The sequence below is a fragment of the Aeromonas sp. 130281 genome, from assembly GCF_056642115.1.
The window spans coordinates 103,117-124,289 of sequence record NZ_JBWVQS010000003.1 but is presented as its reverse complement, the minus strand read 5'-3'; the positions used below and the strand labels follow the sequence as shown (position 1 = coordinate 124,289).

Annotated in this window: 22 protein-coding genes and 1 pseudogene; 13 read left to right on the top strand and 10 right to left on the bottom strand. The window is 63.8% G+C overall.

Annotated features, from left to right (window positions below; all coding sequences use genetic code 11):
* Positions 1-241 precede the first annotated feature (241 nt).
* Genes hemC through AC1IN8_RS10405 form a run of 4 tightly spaced genes read left to right on the top strand, consistent with a single transcriptional unit; the run spans position 242 to position 4,199 of the window.
* On the top strand, positions 242-1,171 hold the full coding sequence (gene hemC, locus AC1IN8_RS10420) for a hydroxymethylbilane synthase (RefSeq protein ID WP_479758816.1): 930 nt from the start codon (positions 242-244) through the stop codon (positions 1,169-1,171).
* 46 nt (positions 1,172-1,217) lie between these two features.
* Complete coding sequence (locus AC1IN8_RS10415) at positions 1,218-1,952, top strand: uroporphyrinogen-III synthase (RefSeq protein ID WP_319916859.1); 735 nt, start codon at positions 1,218-1,220, stop codon at positions 1,950-1,952.
* A complete protein-coding gene (locus AC1IN8_RS10410) occupies positions 1,949-3,025 on the top strand; it encodes a uroporphyrinogen-III C-methyltransferase (RefSeq protein ID WP_139435505.1) in 1,077 nt (358 codons plus the stop codon). Before AC1IN8_RS10415 ends, AC1IN8_RS10410 begins: the two co-directional genes overlap by 4 nt.
* 10 nt (positions 3,026-3,035) lie before the next feature.
* On the top strand, positions 3,036-4,199 hold the full coding sequence (locus tag AC1IN8_RS10405; protein ID WP_479758815.1) for a heme biosynthesis HemY N-terminal domain-containing protein: 1,164 nt from the start codon (positions 3,036-3,038) through the stop codon (positions 4,197-4,199).
* A 233-nt stretch (positions 4,200-4,432) separates the two neighbouring features.
* Here AC1IN8_RS10405 and AC1IN8_RS10400 read toward each other — a convergent pair whose 3' ends face one another.
* Both AC1IN8_RS10400 and glpX read right to left on the bottom strand, forming a co-directional pair.
* A complete protein-coding gene (locus AC1IN8_RS10400; protein ID WP_025325492.1) occupies positions 4,433-4,684 on the bottom strand; it encodes a YkgJ family cysteine cluster protein in 252 nt (83 codons plus the stop codon).
* A 169-nt stretch (positions 4,685-4,853) separates the two neighbouring features.
* Positions 4,854-5,864 (bottom strand): class II fructose-bisphosphatase, encoded by a 1,011-nt coding sequence (gene glpX, locus AC1IN8_RS10395; protein WP_041206766.1) that lies wholly within the window; start codon positions 5,862-5,864, stop codon positions 4,854-4,856.
* Positions 5,865-6,082: 218 nt separating this feature from the next.
* Here glpX and AC1IN8_RS10390 point away from each other — a divergent pair, with 218 nt between their 5' ends.
* Positions 6,083-7,141: a porin gene (locus tag AC1IN8_RS10390; protein ID WP_139435509.1), complete on the top strand. Its 1,059-nt coding sequence runs from the start codon at positions 6,083-6,085 to the stop codon at positions 7,139-7,141.
* An 86-nt stretch (positions 7,142-7,227) separates the two neighbouring features.
* Here the strand turns inward: AC1IN8_RS10390 and AC1IN8_RS10385 are convergent, their stop codons facing one another.
* Entirely contained in the window at positions 7,228-7,707 is a 480-nt protein-coding gene (locus AC1IN8_RS10385; RefSeq protein WP_429162067.1) for a GNAT family N-acetyltransferase, read from the bottom strand.
* A gap of 279 nt (positions 7,708-7,986) precedes the next feature.
* Between AC1IN8_RS10385 and AC1IN8_RS10380 the strand changes: the two genes are divergently transcribed.
* The 3 genes from AC1IN8_RS10380 (at position 7,987) to AC1IN8_RS10370 (ending at position 11,923) form a co-directional block, all read left to right on the top strand.
* Positions 7,987-10,029 carry a TonB-dependent receptor gene (locus tag AC1IN8_RS10380; protein WP_479758814.1) on the top strand — a complete coding sequence of 681 codons (2,043 nt, stop codon included), beginning with the start codon at positions 7,987-7,989 and terminating at the stop codon, positions 10,027-10,029.
* Positions 10,030-10,094: 65 nt separating this feature from the next.
* Positions 10,095-10,715: a PepSY-associated TM helix domain-containing protein gene (locus AC1IN8_RS10375; protein WP_202047803.1), complete on the top strand. Its 621-nt coding sequence runs from the start codon at positions 10,095-10,097 to the stop codon at positions 10,713-10,715.
* 173 nt (positions 10,716-10,888) lie between these two features.
* Positions 10,889-11,923, top strand: a complete 1,035-nt coding sequence (locus AC1IN8_RS10370) for an acyltransferase family protein (protein WP_479758813.1) — start codon at positions 10,889-10,891, stop codon at positions 11,921-11,923.
* A gap of 159 nt (positions 11,924-12,082) precedes the next feature.
* Here the strand turns inward: AC1IN8_RS10370 and AC1IN8_RS10365 are convergent, their stop codons facing one another.
* Positions 12,083-12,679, bottom strand: a complete 597-nt coding sequence (locus AC1IN8_RS10365) for an outer membrane beta-barrel protein (RefSeq protein WP_429109163.1) — start codon at positions 12,677-12,679, stop codon at positions 12,083-12,085.
* A gap of 239 nt (positions 12,680-12,918) precedes the next feature.
* Here AC1IN8_RS10365 and AC1IN8_RS10360 point away from each other — a divergent pair, with 239 nt between their 5' ends.
* Positions 12,919-13,557, top strand: a complete 639-nt coding sequence (locus tag AC1IN8_RS10360) for an exopolysaccharide biosynthesis protein (RefSeq protein ID WP_202047730.1) — start codon at positions 12,919-12,921, stop codon at positions 13,555-13,557.
* A 74-nt stretch (positions 13,558-13,631) separates the two neighbouring features.
* Here the strand turns inward: AC1IN8_RS10360 and AC1IN8_RS10355 are convergent, their stop codons facing one another.
* Both AC1IN8_RS10355 and AC1IN8_RS10350 read right to left on the bottom strand, forming a co-directional pair.
* Complete coding sequence (locus AC1IN8_RS10355) at positions 13,632-14,522, bottom strand: sensor domain-containing diguanylate cyclase (protein ID WP_139439198.1); 891 nt, start codon at positions 14,520-14,522, stop codon at positions 13,632-13,634.
* A gap of 265 nt (positions 14,523-14,787) precedes the next feature.
* Positions 14,788-15,375 (bottom strand): penicillin-binding protein activator LpoB, encoded by a 588-nt coding sequence (locus AC1IN8_RS10350; RefSeq protein WP_479758812.1) that lies wholly within the window; start codon positions 15,373-15,375, stop codon positions 14,788-14,790.
* Positions 15,376-15,598: 223 nt separating this feature from the next.
* Between AC1IN8_RS10350 and AC1IN8_RS10345 the strand changes: the two genes are divergently transcribed.
* The 4 genes and pseudogenes from AC1IN8_RS10345 to AC1IN8_RS10330 all read left to right on the top strand — a co-directional run.
* Entirely contained in the window at positions 15,599-16,231 is a 633-nt protein-coding gene (locus AC1IN8_RS10345; RefSeq protein WP_479758811.1) for a Vat family streptogramin A O-acetyltransferase, read from the top strand.
* Positions 16,232-16,356: 125 nt separating this feature from the next.
* Complete coding sequence (locus AC1IN8_RS10340) at positions 16,357-16,788, top strand: GNAT family N-acetyltransferase (protein WP_319912296.1); 432 nt, start codon at positions 16,357-16,359, stop codon at positions 16,786-16,788.
* Between the two features lie 167 nt (positions 16,789-16,955).
* Positions 16,956-17,372 carry a GNAT family N-acetyltransferase gene (locus AC1IN8_RS10335; protein WP_479758810.1) on the top strand — a complete coding sequence of 139 codons (417 nt, stop codon included), beginning with the start codon at positions 16,956-16,958 and terminating at the stop codon, positions 17,370-17,372.
* Positions 17,372-17,734, top strand: a pseudogene (locus AC1IN8_RS10330) (GNAT family N-acetyltransferase); the annotation flags it as partial. The gene AC1IN8_RS10335 and the pseudogene AC1IN8_RS10330, both read left to right, overlap by 1 nt.
* Before the next feature lie 104 nt (positions 17,735-17,838).
* Here the strand turns inward: AC1IN8_RS10330 and AC1IN8_RS10325 are convergent.
* From AC1IN8_RS10325 to thiS, 4 genes are all read right to left on the bottom strand, one after another.
* Positions 17,839-18,378, bottom strand: coding sequence for an REP-associated tyrosine transposase (locus AC1IN8_RS10325; protein ID WP_479758809.1), 540 nt, complete (start codon positions 18,376-18,378; stop codon positions 17,839-17,841).
* Between the two features lie 591 nt (positions 18,379-18,969).
* The gene (gene thiH, locus AC1IN8_RS10320; protein WP_479758808.1) at positions 18,970-20,184 is read right to left on the bottom strand and encodes a 2-iminoacetate synthase ThiH; all 1,215 of its coding nucleotides are present in this window, start codon (positions 20,182-20,184) and stop codon (positions 18,970-18,972) included.
* Positions 20,185-20,201: 17 nt separating this feature from the next.
* Positions 20,202-20,969, bottom strand: coding sequence for a thiazole synthase (locus AC1IN8_RS10315; RefSeq protein WP_319912301.1), 768 nt, complete (start codon positions 20,967-20,969; stop codon positions 20,202-20,204).
* Position 20,970: 1 nt separating this feature from the next.
* Positions 20,971-21,171, bottom strand: coding sequence for a sulfur carrier protein ThiS (gene thiS / locus AC1IN8_RS10310; RefSeq protein WP_171273090.1), 201 nt, complete (start codon positions 21,169-21,171; stop codon positions 20,971-20,973).
* Positions 21,172-21,173 lie beyond the last annotated feature (2 nt).

The following is a 21,173-nucleotide window of genomic DNA, read 5'->3' as shown; positions in this document are numbered from 1 at the left end:
GCAGTGGTAAACAAGCCCGCACACAATCACCGGATTATTTCTGGCACGCCCCGTAACGGTATCAATGGAAAGCAATAAAAAATAATATTTTCAATTAGTTGCCATCATATAATGAGCGAATGAAAATTAATTTCAGCGACCCTTTTTGAGCTTGGCCCCGCTTTTGCCGGCTGCGCCATGAAAGCCCATGCAAAGGGTGGTAAGATCGTTTTCCTCACTAAAGATGAAACAACTGATTGATATGGCAGCCCGAACCCTGAGAATTGCCACTCGCAAGAGCCCACTGGCCCTGTGGCAGGCCAACTTTGTAAAAGATCGGCTGGAAGCCCTCTATCCCGATCTGCGAGTCGAACTGGTCCCCATGAGCACCCAGGGTGACAAGATCCTGGATACGCCGCTGGCCAAGGTCGGCGGCAAGGGGCTCTTCGTCAAGGAGCTGGAGACTGCCATGCTGGAAGGGCGGGCCGACATCGCCGTCCACTCCATGAAGGACGTGCCGGTGGAGTTCCCCGAGGGGCTCGGCCTGCACACCATCTGCGAGCGCGAAGACCCGCGTGATGCCTTTGTCTCCAACCGTTTCAAGCAGATAGACGAGCTGCCTCAGGGGGCCGTGGTCGGCACCTCCAGCCTGCGCCGCCAGTGCCAGCTGCGGGCCGCCCGCCCGGACCTGGTGATCCGCGACCTGCGCGGCAACGTCAACACCCGCCTCGCCAAGCTGGATGCCGGTGAATACGACGCCATCATACTCGCCGCCGCCGGCCTGAAACGGCTGGAGATGGCCCATCGCATCACCACCTTCCTAGAGCCGGAGCAGAGCCTGCCCGCCAACGGCCAGGGAGCCGTCGGCATCGAATGCCGCCAGGACGATGTCGAGCTGCACGCCCTGCTGGCACCGCTGGAGCACGCCGAAACCCGAATCCGGGTGCTGACCGAACGCGCCATGAACCGCGCCCTGCAAGGGGGTTGTCAGGTGCCCATCGGTGCCTATGCCCTGGTGCAGGGGGACGAGGTCTGGCTGCGCGGCCTGGTGGGCAGCCCGGATGGCACCCGGGTGATCCGGGACGAGATCCGCGGTCCGCTGGCGGACGGCGAGGCACTCGGCCACGCCCTGGCCCAGCGTCTGCTGGCCGCCGGTGCCGACGCCATTCTGGCCGAGGTCTACCGGGCATGAGTGCAGCGCGGACCGGTTCATGGTCATGTGCCCGGAGCGCCGCCTGATGGTCCCGCTGGTGGTGCGCCCGGCCGCCCAGGCCACCCTGCTGGTGCAGTTGCTGCGCCAGCAGGGCCATGCACCACTGTGCTGCCCGCTGCTGGAAACCCGGCCGGGCAGTGAACTCCCCCGCCTGCCCGAACTTCTGCCCCAAACGGACATCATCATCGCCGTCAGCGCCCATGCCGTTAAATTTGCTCATCATTTTCTGTTGCAAACTGGTCTGACCTGGCCACATATTGACTACTTTGCGGTCGGTCAGGCGAGCGCGGATGCCTTCAGCGAGGTGGGTGTCCAGGCCCTCTGCCCGACCGATCCCCGCAGTGAAGGCCTGCTGGCCCTGCCGCCCCTGCAAGGGGTGAGCGGCAAGCGGGTGCTGATCCTGCGCGGCAACGACGGGCGGGATCTCATCGCCCGGACACTGGCCTCACGCGGCGCACTGGTGCACTATTGTGCCACCTACGAGCGCCACTACCCCGAGCTCGACGGGGACGCATTGACCCGCCACTGGCAGGCAGCCGGCCTCGACAGCCTGCTCATCACCAGTGGTGAACTCTTGCAGCGGTTGCTGGCCCTGGTGCCCGGCCCGCAGCGACCCTGGCTTTATGACCGCCTGCTGGTGGTGCCCAGTCCCCGGGTGGCCGAGATGGCCGAGGGAGCTGGTTTTACCCGTATCGTGATTGCCCAAGGTGCATCCAACCAGGCTCTGGTGGCCGCCCTGGAACTGAGGAAGATGGAATGACTGAACAGCAAGAAGTCCAGCCGAGTGCTGCGGCCCCCGGGGCCGACAACAACAAGCCCGAGCACAAGGCCGTCGGCAACAAGAAGGGCGGCGCCGGCGTCGTCCTCGGTGGCGTTGCCATCCTGCTGGCCCTGGGGCTGACCGGCGGCCTCTATCTGCACGGCCACCAGAATGCCGTCGCCCAGCAGGCCGAACTCGGCGCCCTCAAGCTGCAACTGGCCGAGGCCATGGGCAAGCTGGATCAGAACAACAGCAAGGATGCCGAACAGTTCAGCGCCCTCGGCAAGAGCCAGCAACAGCAGCAGGAGGCGCTGGACGCCCTGCAGCACAAGGTGCTGGATCTCGACGACAAGCGCCCCAACGACTGGATGCTGGCCGAATCCGAATACCTGGTACGCATGGCGGGCCGCAAGCTGTGGCTGGAACACGACATCGTCTCCGCCATCACATTGCTCGGCAACGCCGACGAGCGGATCAAGGCGCTCAACGACCCCAGCCTGATGCCCATTCGCAAGGCGCTGGCGGAAGACATAACCAAGCTCAAGGGGATGCCGCGGGTCGATCGCGAAGGCTTGACCCTGAAGCTGGCCGCGCTGTCCGACCAGATAGAGCTGCTGCCCCTCTCCACCGTGAGCATGCCACAAGCCAAGGCCGAGCCGGATCAGGCGGTCAGTACCAATCCGGACGAGTGGGAGAGCAATCTCAAGAAGAACTGGGTCAAGTTCACCGAGAACTTCATCACCATACGCCGCCGCGACGGGGCCGTGGAGGCCCTGCTCTCACCGCAGCAGGAGATCTTCCTGCGGGAGAACCTCAAGACCAAGCTGTTGCAGGCCCAGCTCGCCGTCTATCGCGAGCAGCAGGCGCTCTATACCGACAGCCTGGAGAAGGCCCAGCGCTGGCTGACCCAGTACTTCGATACCGACAACAGCGCGACCCAATACATGCAGTCCGAGCTCGACAAGCTCAAAGACGAGCAGATCCAGTTTGACTACCCGGATCAGTTCAAGACCCAGGCCATGCTGGAACAGGTGCTGACCGAGCGCCTGCAACGCATCCTGGCCGGCAACTGAGGAGGAGAGCATGATTCGTCTGATCGTCGTGGTGGCCGTGATGGTCGCGGGCCTGATCTTCGGCCCCGAAGCGTCCGGCAACAAGGGCTATGTGCTCATCTCGCTCGGCAACTACACGGTGGAGTCTTCGGTCACCAGCGCCGTGATCCTGGCGGTACTCTTCTACGGTGCCCTGCTCATCGTCGAGTGGGTGCTTGGCCGGGTCTTCGGCCTGCGCCGCAAGACCCAGGGCTGGTTCGGCTCCCGCCGTCGCCGCAAGGCGAACCTGCAAACGGTGAATGCCACCCTGGCCATGGCCGAGGGACACTACAACCAGGCCGAGAAGTTGCTGATCAAGGGGGCCGACAACAGCGACACCCCGCTGCTCAACTACCTGAGTGCCGCCAAGGTGGCCCAGGCCCGGGGCGATGACGTGCGCCGGGATCACTACCTGCAAAAGGCGCAGGAGGAGAACCCCAAGGCGGAGCTGGCATTGACCCTGATCCAGACCCAGCTGCAGATAGAGCAGGGCCAGTACGACAGCGCCCTCGGCAGGCTCGAGTCCGTCTACGCCCTGCACCCGCGCCACCCCATGGTGCTGGATCAGCTGCGCCAGGTCTATCTGGCCCGGGAAGACTGGGCGGCCCTCATCGATCTCGCTCCGGCCCTGCGCAAGGTGGGCAAGTTGACCGCCCAGCAGGAAGAGGCGCTGCTGCACCAGGCCTGGATTGGCCGTCTCGAGGCCGCCAGCGGCGCCCTCGAGACCCTGCGCCCGGTGTGGCAGGCGCTGCCCCGCAAGCTGCGTCAGGACCCCGCACTGCTGGCCAGCTACGGGGATCGTCTGCGCCGGCTCGGTGCCGACAGAGAGGCGGCCGACCTCTGGCTGGAGGCCCTGCGCAAGGATCCCTCCCCCGAGCTGTTCGCCCGCCTGCCCAAGCTCAGGCTGGATGACTATCAGCCCATGCTGACCCTGCTCAAGAAGATCCAGGATCAGCCGGGCGCCGAGGCGGCACTGGCGCGAGTCTACCTGCTGGCCGGCCAGCTGGACGAGGCCCAGCACCTGCTGGAGCAGGAAGTGGCGAAGCGGCCCGATGCCACCCTCTACCATGCCCTCGGGCAGGTGATGGACAAGCGCCGTCTCACCAACAAGGCCAACGAGTACTATCGTCAGGCCCTGCAACTGGCCGACGTCTGACCTCCCCCGTCACGGGAGACAAAAAAGAGGCCGCAATTGCGGCCTTTTTCTATTCCGGGTTTCTCCATGTTTCGCGATCGTTCGAATACGCTTCGCTATTCGAACCTACGAGAACGGCTGGATGTGGAGGCTTGATTGGCCATGTAGGTTCGATTAGCCGCGCAGCGGCGTAATCGGACAAGGTAACGTCGTTGCGGACATCGCCACATCATCGGACGAGCCACAACCTCGCCTCAGGCCGTCAGCCGCTCCATCTCGCCGATAAGCCAGACGGCCTCCTGGCGGTGAGAGCCGCACACGTCCTGCATGGGCCGAAAGCTGCTGCACACCGCAGGACGCTCGGGCTGGCCGAAGATCTTGCAGCCCAGCCACTGGTCGAGCTGAACACAGGGAACGCCGGCCGGCTTGCCCTCCGGCATGCCGGGGATGGCACTGCTGATACTGGGGGCTGTGCAGCAGGCACCGCAACCTTGACGACATTCCATATGATGCATTCCTGTGCATGGCGAAGCAGTCTATCAAAGGGCCCCGATTCCCCTTAGCCTTATCCGCCCTGTCCCGCCAAATAGTCCAGACCCGGACGCAGGGCAACAAAAAGCCCGACGGCAGCAGCGGTCGGGCTTTTCATCTTGCAGCAGGTTCAACCCACTCTCATCAGAGAATGATGTCGCGCACCACGCTGTCTTTGCGGTCCAGGAAGTGAATCGACTTGATGCGGCGGATGGTGCGTGACTTGCCGCGGATCAGCAGGGTCTCCGTGGTCGCCATGACGCCGTTGCTGGTGATGCCTTCCAGCAGATCACCCTTGGTGATGCCGGTGGCCGAGAAGATGACGTTGTCATTCTTGGCCAGATCTTCCAGCTTGAGCACCTTGCTCACATCGATGCCGAGCTCCTGGCAGCGGGCAATCTCCTGCTCGCCCAGGGCACGCACCTCGGGGCTGTCCCCCTTGACCTGGTGACGGGGCACCAGGCGCGCCTGCATGTCGCCGTCCAGGGCGCGGATCACCGCCGCCGAGATCACCCCTTCCGGGGCGCCGCCGATGCCATAGAGCATGTCCACTTCGCTGTCCGGCAGACAGGTGAGGATGGAGGCGGCCACGTCCCCGTCGGGGATGGCGAACACCCGCACGCCCAGCCCCTGCATCTCCTTGATCGCCTTGTCATGACGCGGCTTGGCCAAGGTGATGACGGTCAGGCGGGAGAGGGGCTTGCCGAGCGCCTTGGCGACGGCCTTGAGGTTCAGCTCCAGGGCCTGATCGAGATCGATGGCACCCTTGGCCCCCGGACCCACGATCAGCTTCTCCATGTACATGTCGGGGGCCTTGAGGAAGGAGCCCTTGTCGCCCACGGCCAGCACGGCCAGGGCATTGGACTGCCCCATGGCGGTCATGCGGGTGCCCTCAATGGGGTCGACCGCGATGTCCACGGCGTCGCCCTGACCCGTGCCCACCTTCTCGCCGATGTAGAGCATGGGGGCTTCGTCGATCTCCCCCTCGCCTATTACAATCTCGCCATCGATCTGGATCTGATTGAGGATGTGACGCATGGCCGCAACGGCCGCGCCATCGGCGATATTCTTGTCACCACGTCCGAGCCACTTGTAGCCAGCCAGTGCAGCCGCTTCCGTCACTCGGGAAAATTCGATTGCCAGTTCACGTCTCATCGCATATCCAACCTTAGGAGCTCGAAAACGGGCGGCATTCTACCACAAGGGCAAACCTTTGCGCGCAAAAGTGGCGACCAGCCACATAAATCCCGGTTTTCATCCCGCTGACATGAAACCGCCACGGCTTGTTCACACCCCGGTCACCCCGCTGTCATCTGTCACTTCTAGCATGGCCCCGTCTTTTAAAACAGAAGCTTGCAACACAAGGGATCATGATGAAAAAGCTGACAGTAGTAGCATTGGCTCTCACCGCCGCCTTCCAGGCTCAAGCCGTCGAAGTCTATAAAAATGACTCCACTCTGCTCGATCTCTATGGCCGCATCTACGCCGGCCAGTTCTTCGGCGAGAAGAAGGAGCTGGATGCCAATGGCGACATCAAGAACGAATACAGCGACAAGCAGGGTGCCAACCAGTTCGTCCGCCTGGGCGCCAAGGTAGAGAGCGAGATCAACCCGGGTCTCAAGGCCCTGGCCCAGTACGAATTGCAGATCTACGTCAATGACAGCGAGAAGACCGTCAGCGAGAACTCCGACAACATGCGTACCCGCCTGGCCTTCGCCGGGGTGGGCGCCGACTGGGGCAATGTCACCTTCGGCCGCCAGAAGGGCGCCCCCGGCCTGCTGGCCGACTGGACCGACGTCTCCCTCTCCGACGGCTACGGCAACGACGCCCTGGGCGCCAAGACCGACACCTTCGCCACCAACCGTGCCGGCTCTGTGCTGAAATACTCCGGCCTGTTCAACGGCTTCCAGGTCGATACCAGCTACAAGTTCGACGGCGGTGACACCGAAGAGACCACTAGCAAGGACAGCGATGCCGCCTACGGCGCCGCCCTGGCCTACACCTTCCCGTTCAACCTGGCCCTGGGTACCGCCTACAACGTGGGTATCCGCGACAAGAGCGGTGAAGAGGATGCCAAGCTGTGGCTGCTCTCCGCCAAGTACGACAACAAGGCCGTCTATGCAGCCCTGAGCTATGCCGACGGCAGCGACTTCCTGGCCACCGGCAAGGATCACACCGGCTGGGAAGGGGCCCTGGGTTACAACTTCGAGAGCGGCTTCGGCCTGATGGCCCTGTGGAACAAGCAGAAGGTGGAGCAGAGCGGCAAGTCCGACTACGACTCCATCGACTACTACACCCTGGGTGCCCAGTACAAGTTCAACAAGAACCTGAGGGTCATCGGCGAGTACCGCATCAACAACCTGGACAGCAATGACAGCGGCAAGCTGAACACCAAGGATGACTTCCAGCTGGCGGCCCGTTACGACTTCTAACTCCGGCCCCAGACAAAACGGCGCGCAGATCACTCTGCGCGCCGTTTTTCATTCTCCCCTCCCACTGGGGGGATGAACCACAGAGGCTAGAGCTTCTTCTGCCAGAACAGGGCCCGGCCCACTTGCGGGTTCAGCTCATAACCCTCGAAACCGCTGGCCAGGTAGGCGGCCTGGGCCACCCTGTTGCCCTCCAGCACCTCCAGGGTCAGCTTGCAGCAGTCGAGCTCCCGGGCGAGCCGCTCCACCTGTGCCAGCAGCCGTTTGCCGAGGCCGCGCCCGCGATGATCCGGGTGCACCGCAAGGTCGTGGAGGTTGAGCAGGGGCCGGCAGGCGAAGGTCGAGAAGCCCTCGAAGCAGGTGGCCACCCCGGCCGGCTGCCCATCGACCCAGGCCAGCAACACATGGGCACCACTTCTCGCCGCCAGGGCCTGCGCCAGATTGGCCTTCACCTCATCGGCGAGGGGGCTGCCCCCGCCCATCTCGTCTTTCGCGTATTCGTTGAGCAGATAGACCAGCGCCTCGCCGTGCTGCCGGTTATGAAGGTCTGCCCTGATGATCTCTTCCATGTTCCGTTTCCTGTTTCCCTGGGGCGGCATCGGCGCCACCGAACCCGGATGGTAAACCAGCCCTTTGCCACAACCAAGACTCATCCGATCCGTTGCATCAGGGCAATGAGCCTCAACTGACCGCAAAACTGGTCGTAGGTGTGGGCTTTTTGCATCTTTGCCTTGCCAGCCAAATGAAAATAAATATCATTAGCACCCTCCCGCATCGGGAGCATTTTAATAATTACTAATAAATCAATAAGTTCAGGCCAACAGGTCGATTAGAAGAGTCACACGCAGATGCATAACCCCAACCCCCCACGCGCCCTGCTGGGCGTCGCCTTGCTGTCCCTTTGCGCCAGCGCCCAGGCCGAAGACGAGACCCTCACTGTGGTCGGCAAACGCAGCCAGCACGAAGAGGTGGCCACCGCCACCCGCACCAGCACCCCGGCCAAGCTGGTGCCCCAGACCATAGAGAGCGTCTCCGCCAGCGAGCTGACCGCCTACGGCCAACCGACCCTGAGCGAGGCCCTGAGCGGCATCCCCGGGGTCAACGCCAGCGGCGACACCCGCTTCGACGGCGTCAACATCCGCGGCTTCAACGCCAGCAACGACTTCTACCTCGACGGTCTGCGGGACGACATGCAGTACACCCGGGACCTTGGCAACATAGAGCGGGTCGAGGTGCTCAAGGGGCCGGCCGCCGTGCTCTACGGCCGTGGCAGCACGGGGGGCATAGTCAACCGGGTCAGCAAGAAGCCGCAACGGGGCCAGGCCTCCAGCGTCACCGCTCGGGTCGGCAGCTTCGACAGCCAGCGCCTCGCCGCGGATCTCAATGCCGAGGCAGGCGAGCGGGTGCAGCTGCGCCTCAACCTGGCCCAGGAGGACAAGGAGAGTTTTCGCGACGGCGTGACCAGCAAGCGCACCCTGCTGGCCCCGTCCGCCAACTGGGAGATCACCGACAAGCTGAACTGGCTGGTGCAGTACGAGCGCAACGGCAGCGATCGCACCCCGGATCGCGGCATCCCCGGGGTCAACGGTCGCCCGGCCGATGTGCCCATCGAGAGCGTCTACAGCGACACCAGCCGCGACTTCATCGATGACGTGGCCCAGTCCACCCGCTCCCAGCTCACCTGGGATCTGAACGAACAGTGGCAACTGCGCCAGCAGCTCGGCTACACCAGCCTCGACAGCCAGTTCGACAACACCTATGTCACCAGCGTCAAGGGCGACCAGGTGACCCGCGCCCGCTGGCAGCAGGATCTCAAGGCTAACAACCTGACCAGCAACACGGAAGCGGAAGGCCAGCTGCAGACCGGCCCCGTCGAGCATCGCCTGCTGGTGGGCCTGGAGCAGAGCTGGCAGGAGCGCACCCCCAAGCTCTATCAGAACGCCACCGCTATCCCCCCGGGCAACCTGTACGATCCGGGCTCACTGCCCAGCTACAACGGTGCCATGAAGCTCTCCAGCGACGCCAGGCACAGGGTGCGTGGCTACGGCCTCTATGTGCAGGATCAGCTCAGCCTGGGGGACTGGCACCTGCTCGGCGGCCTGCGCCGGGACGCGTTCACCGTCACCAGCCGCCGCAACGACCTCGACAAGGAGGAGACCCTCTCGGTCACCAGTCTGAGCCCCCGTCTGGGCCTGGTGTGGAACCCCATCGAGGAGCACGCCTTCTACACCTCCTACAGCAAGACCTTCACCCCGGTCGGCGGTGAGCTGATCGGCATCACCCCGGGGGACAAGAACAACAACCTGGATCCCCAGCACACCCGGCTCTACGAGGGGGGTGTGAAGAGTGACTGGCTGAACGGCCGCCTGGCCACCACCCTCTCCCTCTACCGGCTGGAGATGTACAACAAGCGCAGCAAGGATCCGCTGGATCCCACCAAGGTGCTCCTCACCGGCCTGCAGCGCACCGACGGCATAGAGCTGAGCGCCCGCGCCCAGCTCACCGATGCCTTCTACCTGCACGGCGGCATCGCCATTCAGGATGCGGAGCAGGTCAAGGCGGATGCGGATCTGCAGGGCAAGCGGCCGATGAACGTCTCCCGCGAGAACGGCCAGCTGTTCGCCGGCTACCAGAGCGGCAAGCAGGGCTGGTATGGGGAAACCGGGGTGACGGCGGTGGGGGATCGCTTCGCCGACAACGCCAACACCACAGTGCTGCCGGGCTACGCCCGCTATGACGCCCGCGCCGGCTACCGCTGGCAGCACTGGGATGCCCAGCTCAGCGTGGAGAACCTGACCGACCACGACTACTTCGTCAGCGCCACCAGCGCGGCCCAGATCATGCCGGGCAGCCCCCGTCAGCTGAATCTCACCGCCGCCTACCGCTTCTGATCCTCCTGCCCACAGCCAAACTGGCCAGCCTCTGCTGGCCAGTTTTTTTATGATGCGCCACCATGATGAAACCCAAGAGACTCCCCCTTCACAACAACAAGTGGGTGCGCCGCATCCACGCCTGGGCGGGCTTTGCCACCCTCACCCTGATGCTGCTCTACGGCCTGACCGGCCTCTGGCTCCAGCACAGGGCCGTGCTGCCCCTGCCCGGCCCCCACACCGAAAAGTCGAGCGAGGAGATAACGCTGGCCACGCCGCTGGCGAGCCCTGACGCACTGAAAGCCCTGCTGCAACAGCGTTACCCCGAGGGCTTGGAGGAGGGGCGGATCAGCATCACCCCGGCCCGGACCCTGCCCACCCCCACAGGCCCCCTCACCCTGCCGGCGCGCTGGGAGCTGCGCGGCGTCACCCTCCGCCAGAGCCTGGCCGCCAGTTATGTGGAGGGTACCCTGCTGGTGCAGATCGAGCTGCAGCGGGCCAACGTCGCCGCCAGCCTCAACCGGCTGCATCGCGGCATGGGCACTGGCCTCTCCTGGCAACTGGTCGGCGATCTCGCGGCGCTCTCCATGCTGCTGCTGGCCCTCACCAGTTTGCTGATGTGGAACAAGCTGCACGGCCCGGCCGGCCGTGGCATCGCCCTGCTGCTGACGGGCGCCGTCGCGACAGTGCTGGTCGCTCTGCTCTAGGGCTTTTACCGACACCAAAACGGGATCCGCCTCCCACCCGGGGTAACCCTGCCCATCCCCCGGGTAACAAAGGGTAACCGGCCACCGATGGGGGTCACAGTTGGCGGCCCCCCGGCTGGAAGAGGCATGTGCCCGGCTGCTAGGGTGCCGGGTTTCAGCCGTCGGAAACCATCATGCGCATCTCCAGCATCGAGTGCGGGCGAGTCCTGGCCATCCTGGCCGTGATGACCATTCATCTCTCCCCCTTCAGCAATCCGTTCGATCCCACCCTCTGGGACGGCACCCCCTACCTCTGGCTCGGGGCCATCATCAACCAGCTGTGCCGCTTCGCGGTGCCGCTCTTCTTCCTCTGCGCCGGCTACTTCCTGCAACCCGCCCTCGCCGCAGGCAAGCCGATGGCGGTGGCGCTGCGCTACTGCCGCCCCCTGCTGGGGCTCTGGCTGGCCTGGAGCCTGCTCTATCTGCTGGTGCCCTTCAACCCGGTCGCGGCCATGACGGAAGGCTATCTGACCAGCATGGCGGGCCAGTGGCAGATGCAGCTGGGGGATCCTCTCAACGCCTGGTGGGTGGGTGGCATGATCCACCTCTGGTTCCTGCCCGCCCTGATGCTGGCCGTCCTGCTGCTGGCTCTCTGCTGGCGGGTCAGGCTGCCCCGACTGGCTCTGGTGGCGGGCGCCCTGCTCTACGGGCTGGCCCTGATCGGCGGCTCCTATGGCCCGCTGCTAGGGGGGGAGTGGGCCCTGCTGACCCGCAACGGCCCCTTCTTCTCCCTGCTGTTCGTAGCCCTTGGCGCCGAACTGCGCCTGCGTGGCTGGCAACCGGATGCCAGGCGCAGCGCCCTGCTGATGGTGGCGGGGATGGGTCTCTATGCCCTGGAGGCTGCGGGCCTGCTGCGTTTCGCCGCCGTGCCCCTCAACCGTCACGACTTTTTGCTGGGTTCGCTCCCCTGGGCGCTCGGCCTGTTCGGCCTGCTGCTGGCCAACCCAAACTGGGGCAGGGGCTGCTGGCTCGAGCGCCAGGCCCCCAAGGTGTTGGGTCTCTACTGCCTGCACATGATGCTGGTGGTCTGGCTGATGGTGTTCGGCCCCCAGGGCAAGCTGCTGTGGTGGGAGCTGCTAAAGGTGCCGGTGCTGCTGGTGCTCTCCCTGCTCGCCTGCCGACTGCTGGCGACAAACCGGATCAGCGGCTGGCTGCTGCGGGCTCGCTGAGGCCGCTCGCGCAGGCCTCTGCAGCCAGCGAGCCTGCATGAGCCAAGGGATGCGAGCAGCGGGTGGGTGCCAGCGCGGTGCACGACAGGGAATTTGACGTCAACGAGTCCCAGAGCCGTCTCATCTTCGGCATCCCATAAACCGGCCCAAAGAGCGGGCTCAGAACCTCAGGGTCAAGCCGATATTGGCCTGCCACTGGGTGAGCAGATCCCCCCGCACCCGGAAGGCGCAGACCTCGGGGTTGCAGAGAAACGCGCTGTCGTCATTGAGCAGGGAGCCGTAGCCGCGCACCTCGGCCCGCAGCGCCAGATGTTCCCCCAGGCGCGGCTGCACCCCGAGCGCCAGGGACATGGAGGGGGCCGTCTCGCTGTCATAGGCATCGAAGCGGGTCACCCCTATCCCGGCGCCGAGATAGGGTGCCATCAGGTTGTCCGAGAGGGTCAGTGCCCCGGCGAAGTGCAGGGTATCCACCGTCAGCCTGTCCGGCTGATCCGGGGAGATGGGGGTGGACTGATGGCTGTAGAGCAGCTCCACCATGCCCGGATCATCCACCTCCCGGCTGATGAAGAGGCCCCAGTTGCCCGAGCTCTCCCCTTGCAGTGAGTCGATGCCGGTCGAGTGCGGCGTGGGAGCGGGTTCATCCATGGCCTCGAAGTCGATGGAGGAGCTGTAACCCAGGAAAGGGGTCAGCTGCCAGCCCGAGGCGGCAGGCTCGGCCGCCCAGCCCGTCAGCGGCAAGCACAGTCCCAGCATCATCATCGCTCGCGTCACGCTCTTCTCCCGGTTGCATGGATTGCGTCAAAAGCATATCAGAGCCCGTTCCATCCGACCCTTGACGGGGGCTGTATCGTCCCGTTTTGGCGGCCCGCCCCCGTTCCCCGCCCTCTCTTTTCATCAAAGCTTGCGCCGGCTCACATTATTCATCTGGGATTAACCTCTGCCACGTAAGCTGTCGGCGCCACAGAGGTGGCGTTAACAGGACGAGGATCTCAGGAATGGTTGCCGCGCAACTCAACGACCCACAAAGCACGCTCTCCGATACCCTGCGGGCCACCGCCCACGCCATCGAGGAGAGCCACATCAGCCTGCGCCAGATGCTGGCTCTGGTGGGGGAGCAGGGCATGCTGCTGTTTTGCGTGCTGCTCACCGTTCCCTTCCTGCTGCCGGTCTCCATCCCCGGCGTCAGCACGCCTTTTGGGCTCCTGATCCTCTTCATCGGCGTCGGCATCACCCTCAACCGGGTGCCCTGGCTGCCCGCCGTCCTGATGGAGCGGCGCTTCGCCGCCGAGCACATCAAACCGGCCCTGCACAAGGGGGCGGATCTGCTGGCCCGCATCGACCGCCTCATCCGGCCGCGCCTGCTGATCCTGACCGGCAGTTACGCCATCAACCGCTGCAACGGCCTGCTGATCATGCTGGCGGCCCTGCTGCTGATGCTGCCGCTCGGCGCCATTCCCTTCACCAACGCCATGCCCGCCTGGGCCATCTTGCTGCTGGCCATCGGCATGTTGCAGCGGGACGGTCTCTTCGTCGCCCTCGGCTACGCCCTGGTGAGCGCCACCCTGGTCTGGTTCAGCGTGCTGGCCATAGGCCTGCTGATGGCGGGCCAGAACATCTCGACGCTGTTTGGCTGAGACGAACGCAGATGCAGACAAACGAAGGAGGGCGACACAGGGTCGCCCTCCTTCGTTGCAAGCCCGGGTGCTTTTCAGGGATCCCCGTCGTGGGCCACCTGGTTGCGCCCGCCCCGCTTGGCCCGATAGAGCCACTCGTCCGCCCGGGCCAGCACGGCGCTGAGTTCCTCCCCCGGGCGGATCAAGGTGGTGCCCAGGCTCACGGTGACGGGGGCCGGATCCGGCGCCATGGCCGCCACAGCGGCGCGGATCCGCTCCGCCACCTTCAGCAATATCCCCTCGTCTATCTGCGGCAGCAGGATCAGAAACTCCTCGCCGCCGCTGCGCACGAACAGATCCTCCCCCCGCAGCTGGGCGGACACGCACTCGCAGACCCGGCACAGCACCCTGTCCCCGGCCTGGTGACCGTAACGGTCGTTGATCTGCTTGAAGTGATCGAGATCCAGCATGATGAGGCCGGTGAGCGGCTGGCCCTGCACCCTCTGGTGGTATTGATCGAAGAAGAAGTGACGATTGTAGAGGCCGGTCAGCTGATCCGTCTCCCCGAGCCGCTTGAGCCGCCGTTGCAGCTCGTGCTGGCGGGTGATGTTGCGGGTCATCCAGGCCACGGCCCGCTTGCCGTCGTAGAGGGAGGGCAGCGGCGCTATCTTGCCCTCGAAGCGCTGCATCCCCTGGGGCCCCGCCTCGGCATCTATGCCCTCCACCTCGGCGGGGGAGAGATCGTACTCCACCACCTGCACCTGGCCGCCGGCCAGGGCACGGGCCACCTGCTCCATCACCCAGAACGCCTTGTCTGCCGGCAGCACGTCGAACAACCGCTTGCCGATCAGGGGGTTGCCATCCTGATATGACTGCTGCTCCACCCCGCCTATGTACTCGATGTAATGACCATCTTCACTGAGGATGAAGACGGGGTCGGGCAACTGGGTCATCACTTCATAGAGTTGTGCCACTGAGAGAGCCATCTGTGCTCCTTTTAATCTGCGGGGAGGGCCCTGTGCTGTCTGTTATAGACGCCCCGTTCAGTATCGCATACGGCCAGAATGTCGTGGCTGCGCCGCAGGTGTGGTAGTGAACGGCTATTTCCCCGGACCCGCCTTCGGTACCCGCAGAGGGGATATGGCGCCACTCGGCCCATGACAGGCGCTCGCAACGAGCACGCTGGCGCCTTGAAACGAAAACGCCATCGAGAGGGGCTCGATGGCGTTTTCGGTGGCCGGGATGAGGGGATCAGCGGCTGGCGGAGCGGCTCCCGCTCCAGAGCAGCTCGCCGCTCTTGAGATCCATCAGGCTCATGGCGAGGCGGTAGCGGCTACCCTCGGAGAGAAGATCCCCGTAGAGCATGTAACCGGCACCGGTCTGGCGGCCCAGACGCACCAGGGAGGCGGGGTTCATGCCCCCCTGCTGGTACTCGAGCTGACCCGTGATGGCCGCCACCTGGCCGGGATCGGCGAAGCGAAAGCCGCTGTTTGCCTGAATGCGCTGGCTCATGGCCACCGCCATGGGCTGGGTACTGAAGGGCTCCCCTGTGCCGTTCTGGGGTGCCATCAGCAGCAGCACAGGGCTGCCATCCAGGCTCAACGCCTGCACCTCGGGGGCCTTCAGAAAGGCATCCGCCATGGCGAGCGCCAAGCCGGTCGGCGCCACGGGTGCGGGCGCAGGCACCGGCTCTGCCTTGTCAGGCTCGGCCACAGGTTTCTCTGGCTGGCTCACCGGCTTGTCCGGCTCGCCGACCGGCGCAGGCGTCCCCCCATAGGGATTGACCGCACAGCCGCCCAGCAAGAGGGCACCCACCATCAACAAGGAACGCAGCTTCATCTTTTCTCTCCACCGGAAGTGCGCAAGGCGCACTTCGTCAATCATCCATTTTGACGGAGCCCGGCTCCGCCTCCCCTCCATGCTAGAGACAAACCGGCCCCGGGTCGATGCGCATATGGGACGGGGGCGACAAAGGCTGGCGAACCGGGCCGTACAAAAAGGTGGCGAGGGGCCGTCCGGTTCCGTTAGGGTAGCCTGAGCCCAGATCCCAGAGGAGCACCCCATGCACGGACCCGACCCTGTCAATCCCCACCCCATGGAGGGTTTCCCCCAGGTGTGCTTTATCAAGAACACCATCAAGGGGCCCAATATAGAGGTGGGCGACTACAGCTACTACGACGACCCGGAGGATTCCGCAGGCTTTGAGCGCAACGTCCTCTACCACTTCCCCTTCATCGGCGACAAGCTGATCATCGGCAAGTTCTGCGCCATCGCCCGCGGGGTAAAGTTCATCATGAACGGTGCCAACCACCAGAGCTCCGGCTTCTCCACCTACCCCTTCTTTATCTTCGGAAACGGCTGGGAGAGCGCCGCCCCCGCACCGGGTAGCCTGCCCTACAAGGGGGATACCGTCATCGGCAACGATGTCTGGATTGGCTATGAGGCCCTGATCATGCCGGGCGTCAGGGTCGGCAACGGCGCCATCATCGCCGCCCGCTCCGTGGTCACAGGAGACGTCCCCGACTACGCCGTGGTCGGCGGCAACCCCGCAAAAGTGATCCGCTACCGCTTCGACGACGACACCATAGCCCGCCTCAACGCCCTCGCCTGGTGGGACTGGCCGGTGGAGCAGATCAGCCGGAATTTGAACTTGATCGGCGGCGGGGACATTGGCGAGTTGGAGAGGGTGGGGTGATAGCTGCCCACCTGGAGGCATCGAGGAAATGCCTCCCCATACAGCCCTGGAGAGCACGCATCCATCACCAGCTCAGTGCGTTACATGGGAATTTAAAACAATCAGGTCCCACTGGAGTTATCAACATGACCACACCCGCTTTCACTGTCGTCCACTCAACACCGCCCGTCGAAACCTATCGCTATCTTCGAACCGCAGCCGGACTTAGCCCAAAGACGCTTGAAGCCGCAGAGCGTGGTCTGCCCAATACGCTGTTTGCCGTCCAGGTGTTTTGTGGCCAGACCGCCATCGGCATGGGTCGCATCATCGGAGATGGCGGGACATTTTATCAAGTGGTTGATATTGCAGTGCTGCCTGAATATCAGGGTCAAGGGGTAGGCAAAAAGATCATGACGGAGATCGCCGACTATATCGCCCGCGAGGTACCGGAGTCAGGCTATGTCAGCTTGTTGGCAGATGGGGAGGCTCATCGACTCTATCAGCAATTCGGTTTCTCGCTCACGGCGCCTGCCAGTGTTGGTATGGGGCTTAAGCGAATGGCCGCCGAAAAGACCTGACCATTCATTCACATCCATACCCAGGACAGCCATGTTGGGATATCCCCCTTCTTGTCTGCCTGGTGAAACAGGTCAGCCCGCACAGGTGGCACTGAACAGCCGCGGGCAGATAGCCGAGCTGGAAGCGGCAACCCGATAGAGACAACCACCATCAAGCAGGAAGCACTATGCAATTGACCACACCCCAACCGCCTCAGGACGATGAGATCGAAGCGCTGCGCATTGGCCTCTCAGGCTACAACCTGGATCACGCAGGCACCCACCTGCGCGAGCGGATCGCCAGCTTTATCAAGGATGAAGAGGGCAAGGTCCACGGCGGCATCATCGCCGACATCAAGTGGGGCTGGCTGCACGTCGACTGGCTCTGGATTGACGAAATCATCCGCAAGGATGGCTGGGGCACCCGTCTGCTCGGCGCCATGGAGCAGTACGCCCAGAGCAAGGGCATCACCAATTACCATCTGGAAACCACCAGCTTCCAGGCCCTCCCCTTCTACCAGAAACAGGGCTACGAGGTCTTTGGCCAGCTGCCCGATATGCCGCCGGGGCATATCAGTTACTTCCTGAAAAAGCAGGATAAGTGATGCCATTCCAGCGCCTTGCCAACGCCAATCTCATCATTTGCCCCTTCGAGCCGGGCGATGCAGACGAGTTTGTCCGCGCGGCGCACGAATCCATCGAGACGGTCGGCAGATGGATGAGCTGGTGCACTCCCTCGTTCAACCGAGAGCAGGCGCTGGCGTGGTTTGCCACCTGCGATCAGGACCGCGTGGCGGGACGCGCCTTTGACATGGGCATTTTCTGCGCCACCACCGGCCAGCTACTGGGTGGCGCCGGCATCAACCAGCTGGCCGCCCATCATCGCTACGGCAATATCGGCTATTGGGTGCGGCAGTCCCGGCAAGGCTGCGGCATCGCCCGGCAGGCAGTCGCCCTGTTACGTGACTTAGTGCAGTAGTCGTAGGGTGCAATGAACGAAGTGAATTACACCTCTATCCTTACGAAAGCGGTGCAATGTGCTCCGCTTATTGCACCCTACGTTAATTTCATTTATTTGTTTTCGCATGGTGCTTCATATTCTGACATGGAGGTGTCGCCCCATGATAATGGATACCTGCCCTGTTGAACCCAACGATGGAAGGTGGAATAAGGCCAATCTTTCGGGGCTGTTACCAACCCATGTTTGACGGGGTTGATATGTATGTAATCGAGGTGATTGTTGAAATCTTCCTGATCCCGGATCAAATGTTCCCAATAGCGACGCTGCCAAATGCCCCGTTCACCGCGACGCCAGCGAGATTCTGAACGAGCCTCTGAATTGGGGAGCCCTCGTGAAAACTTGCTTTTTATTTGACGCCAGCGCAGCGGAAAATTGGTATCCCCTTCAGGCAACTCCAACAGTGCATGTAGATGCTCGGGCAAGACAACCCAACCGTGGATCAGGAATGGGTGGCACTCTTGAACCTCCCTGACAACTGACCTCAGCAGATCGATCCGCTCGACCAGTAGATGGTTGTTCTGACGTTCAGCCAGCACGACCGTAAAAAACCAGGTTCCCCCCGGTTGCCATGCCCGTTTGTAATTCGCCATGCCTTGCCCAACCCACAATCAAACATGTTGTTAAATGTGGTTCAAACGAAGCAAAACGTAGGGTGCAATGAACGAAGTGAATTGCACCTCGATCTCCCCACCAAACAAAAGCGGTGCAATGCGCTCCGCTTATTGCACCCTACGATTTCCCTGAGGTTATGGCGGGCACGGTCTTGGTTCCCCCTCCAATCCGCCGAGGGGAAGGGGCAAGGTCAGGAGCGCCATCAGGGATGATGGCGCAGACGCAGCCGGCACAGGGATGTGCCGTCTGCGGCGGTCCGTCCGACCTTGCACCTGACCCGAGGGAAACCGCGTAGCGGTCGGATTGGCGGGGGTGGCCTTTCTTTTGGTGACTTTTCTTTGGCCACGCAAAGAAAAGTTACTCGCCCAAGCCCGAAGGGCGGGCGAAACCCCTTCGAGGCCAGTGGCCTCGCGTCCTGCACGGCAAGGCCGTGCCACCACACAACGGCTCCTGCCGCCAACACCATTCCTCGGAACGGACGATTACGCCTACCGGCTAATCGACCCTACGATTGCACGGCGCAGCCGTGCCTGCTTGCCACAGGCACGGAGTTTGGCCGAACTCCGCCCCTATCGGCCCAAAAACGCCTCCCAATCCTTGAACACCGGCTGCAACCCAGCCTGCCTGACGGCATCGGCGACCTCACCCAGCGGACGATCGTCGTGGATGGCGAACTGCTCCAGTTCCTCTGCATCCCCCTCGGCATAGCCGCCGGGCTGGGTGCGCGACTCCGCCGACATCTGGGTGATGCCAAGGCGCAGGGCGCCGTTGCGAAACGCCGGGGATTCCCGGGTGGAGAGGGACAAGTCCAGGGTCGGCGAGAAGAGGCGCCAGGCGCAGATAAGCTGCACCAGCTGACGATCCGACATGGTCACCTCGGGCTCCAGCCCCCCGGTGCAGGGGCGCAGACGCGGGAAGGAGAGGGAATAGCGGCTCTGCCAGTGGTGGCGCTCCAGCCAGGCCAGGTGCTCGGCCACGAAGTAGCTGTCGGCGCGCCAGTCCGGTGACAGGCCGATCAGCGCCCCCAGGCCAATCTTGTCGATGCCGGCGCGCCCCAGCCGATCCGGGGTGGCGAGGCGCCACGCGATATCCTGCTTGTTGCCGCGCAGGTGATGGCGGGCGTACGCGGGGGCGTGGTAGGTCTCCTGGTAGACCATGACGGCGTCGAGGCCGAGGCTTTTCAGCTCGGCATATTCGGCCTGCGACAGGGGCTGCACCTCCATCGCCAGGGTGCTGAAGTGGCGGCGGATCCGCGGCAGATGCTCGCGAAAGTAGTCCATGCCCACCTTGGTCTCGTGCTCGCCGGTCACCAGCAGCACGCTGTCGAAACCCCGCGCCTTGAGGGCCAGGCACTCGCGCTCGATCTCTTCGCTGTTCAGGGTCTTGCGCTTCAAACGGTTGCTCATGGAGAAGCCGCAGTAGGAGCAGTCGTTGGCGCACAGGTTCGACAGATAGAGGGGCACGTAAAAACCCACGGTATTGCCGAAACGCTGGCGGGTGAGGCGCTCCGCCAGCTCCGCCATCCGGGGCAGGAAGGGCCCGGCGGCCGGGGAGATCAGCGCCATAAAATCGCTCAGGGTGCGGCGCGGTGCGCTCAGGGCACGCTCCACATCCAGGGCCGTCCTGGCGCGGATCTGCATGCCCACGTCGTCCCAGTCAAGCTCCTGCCAGCGGTCGATAAAGGAAGGCTCCTCAGCCCTCACCCCCAACCCCTCTCCCAGAGGGAGAGGGGGGCTATCACTCGGGCGCACTTGGGGTGGTGCGAAAGGCTCGAAGTCACTCATCGTTCCAGCCTCATGACTCATAGCGCCCCCAGAAAGTCGGTGAGCGGGCTGGAGGCCTGGGCCTGGCTGCCGCGCGCCCCGAGGCCCGCCTCATAGGCACTGCGACCAGCCTCGCAGGCCAGCGCGAAGGCGCGGCCCATGGCCACCGGATCCCCACTCACGGCAATGGCCGTGTTCACCAGCACGGCGTCGGCACCCAGCTCGAAGGCGGCGGCGGCGTGGCTCGGCGCCCCTATGCCCGCATCCACCACCACGGGGATATTGGCCTGCTCGACGATGATGGAAAGGAACTCCCGGGTCACCAGCCCCTGATTGGAGCCGATGGGGGCGCCCAGCGGCATCACGGCGGCGCAACCCACCTCTTCGAGCCGTTTGCAGAGCACGGGATCGGCGCCGCAGTAAGGCAACACCACGAAACCCTCCTTCACCAGTTGTTCGGCGGCCTTGAGGGTCTCTATGGGGTCGGGCAGCAGGTATTTGGGATCGGGGTGGATCTCGAGCTTGAGCCAGTTCGTCCCCAGCGCCTCCCGGGCCAGGTGGGCGGCAAACACCGCCTCGGCGGCCGTCTTGGCCCCCGAGGTGTTGGGCAAGAGCTTGACCCCGAGGGCCAGCAAGGGGCTCAGGATGTCGTCGTGGCGCTTGCCGGGCTCGAGGCGCTTGATAGCCATGGTCACCAGCTGGGAGCCGCTCGCCGCTATGGCGGCCGCCATCAGGTCGGGGCGGGCAAACTTGCCGGTGCCGGTAAAGAGGCGCGATGAGAAGGTATGGTTCGCTATGGTCAGCATCTCAGCCTCCGGCGATGGCGGTGAAAAGGTGGATCTCGTCCCCGTCATTGAGGCGGGTCTCTGGCCAGCGGCTGCGGGGCAGCACGGCGCCGTTGAGGGCCACCGCCACCCCCTGGGGGGCAATCTCCTGCACCGCCAGCAGCTCAGTCAGGCGCTGGCCGGTGGGCAGCGTCAGCTCGATATCGTTCAATCGGATCTTCATGG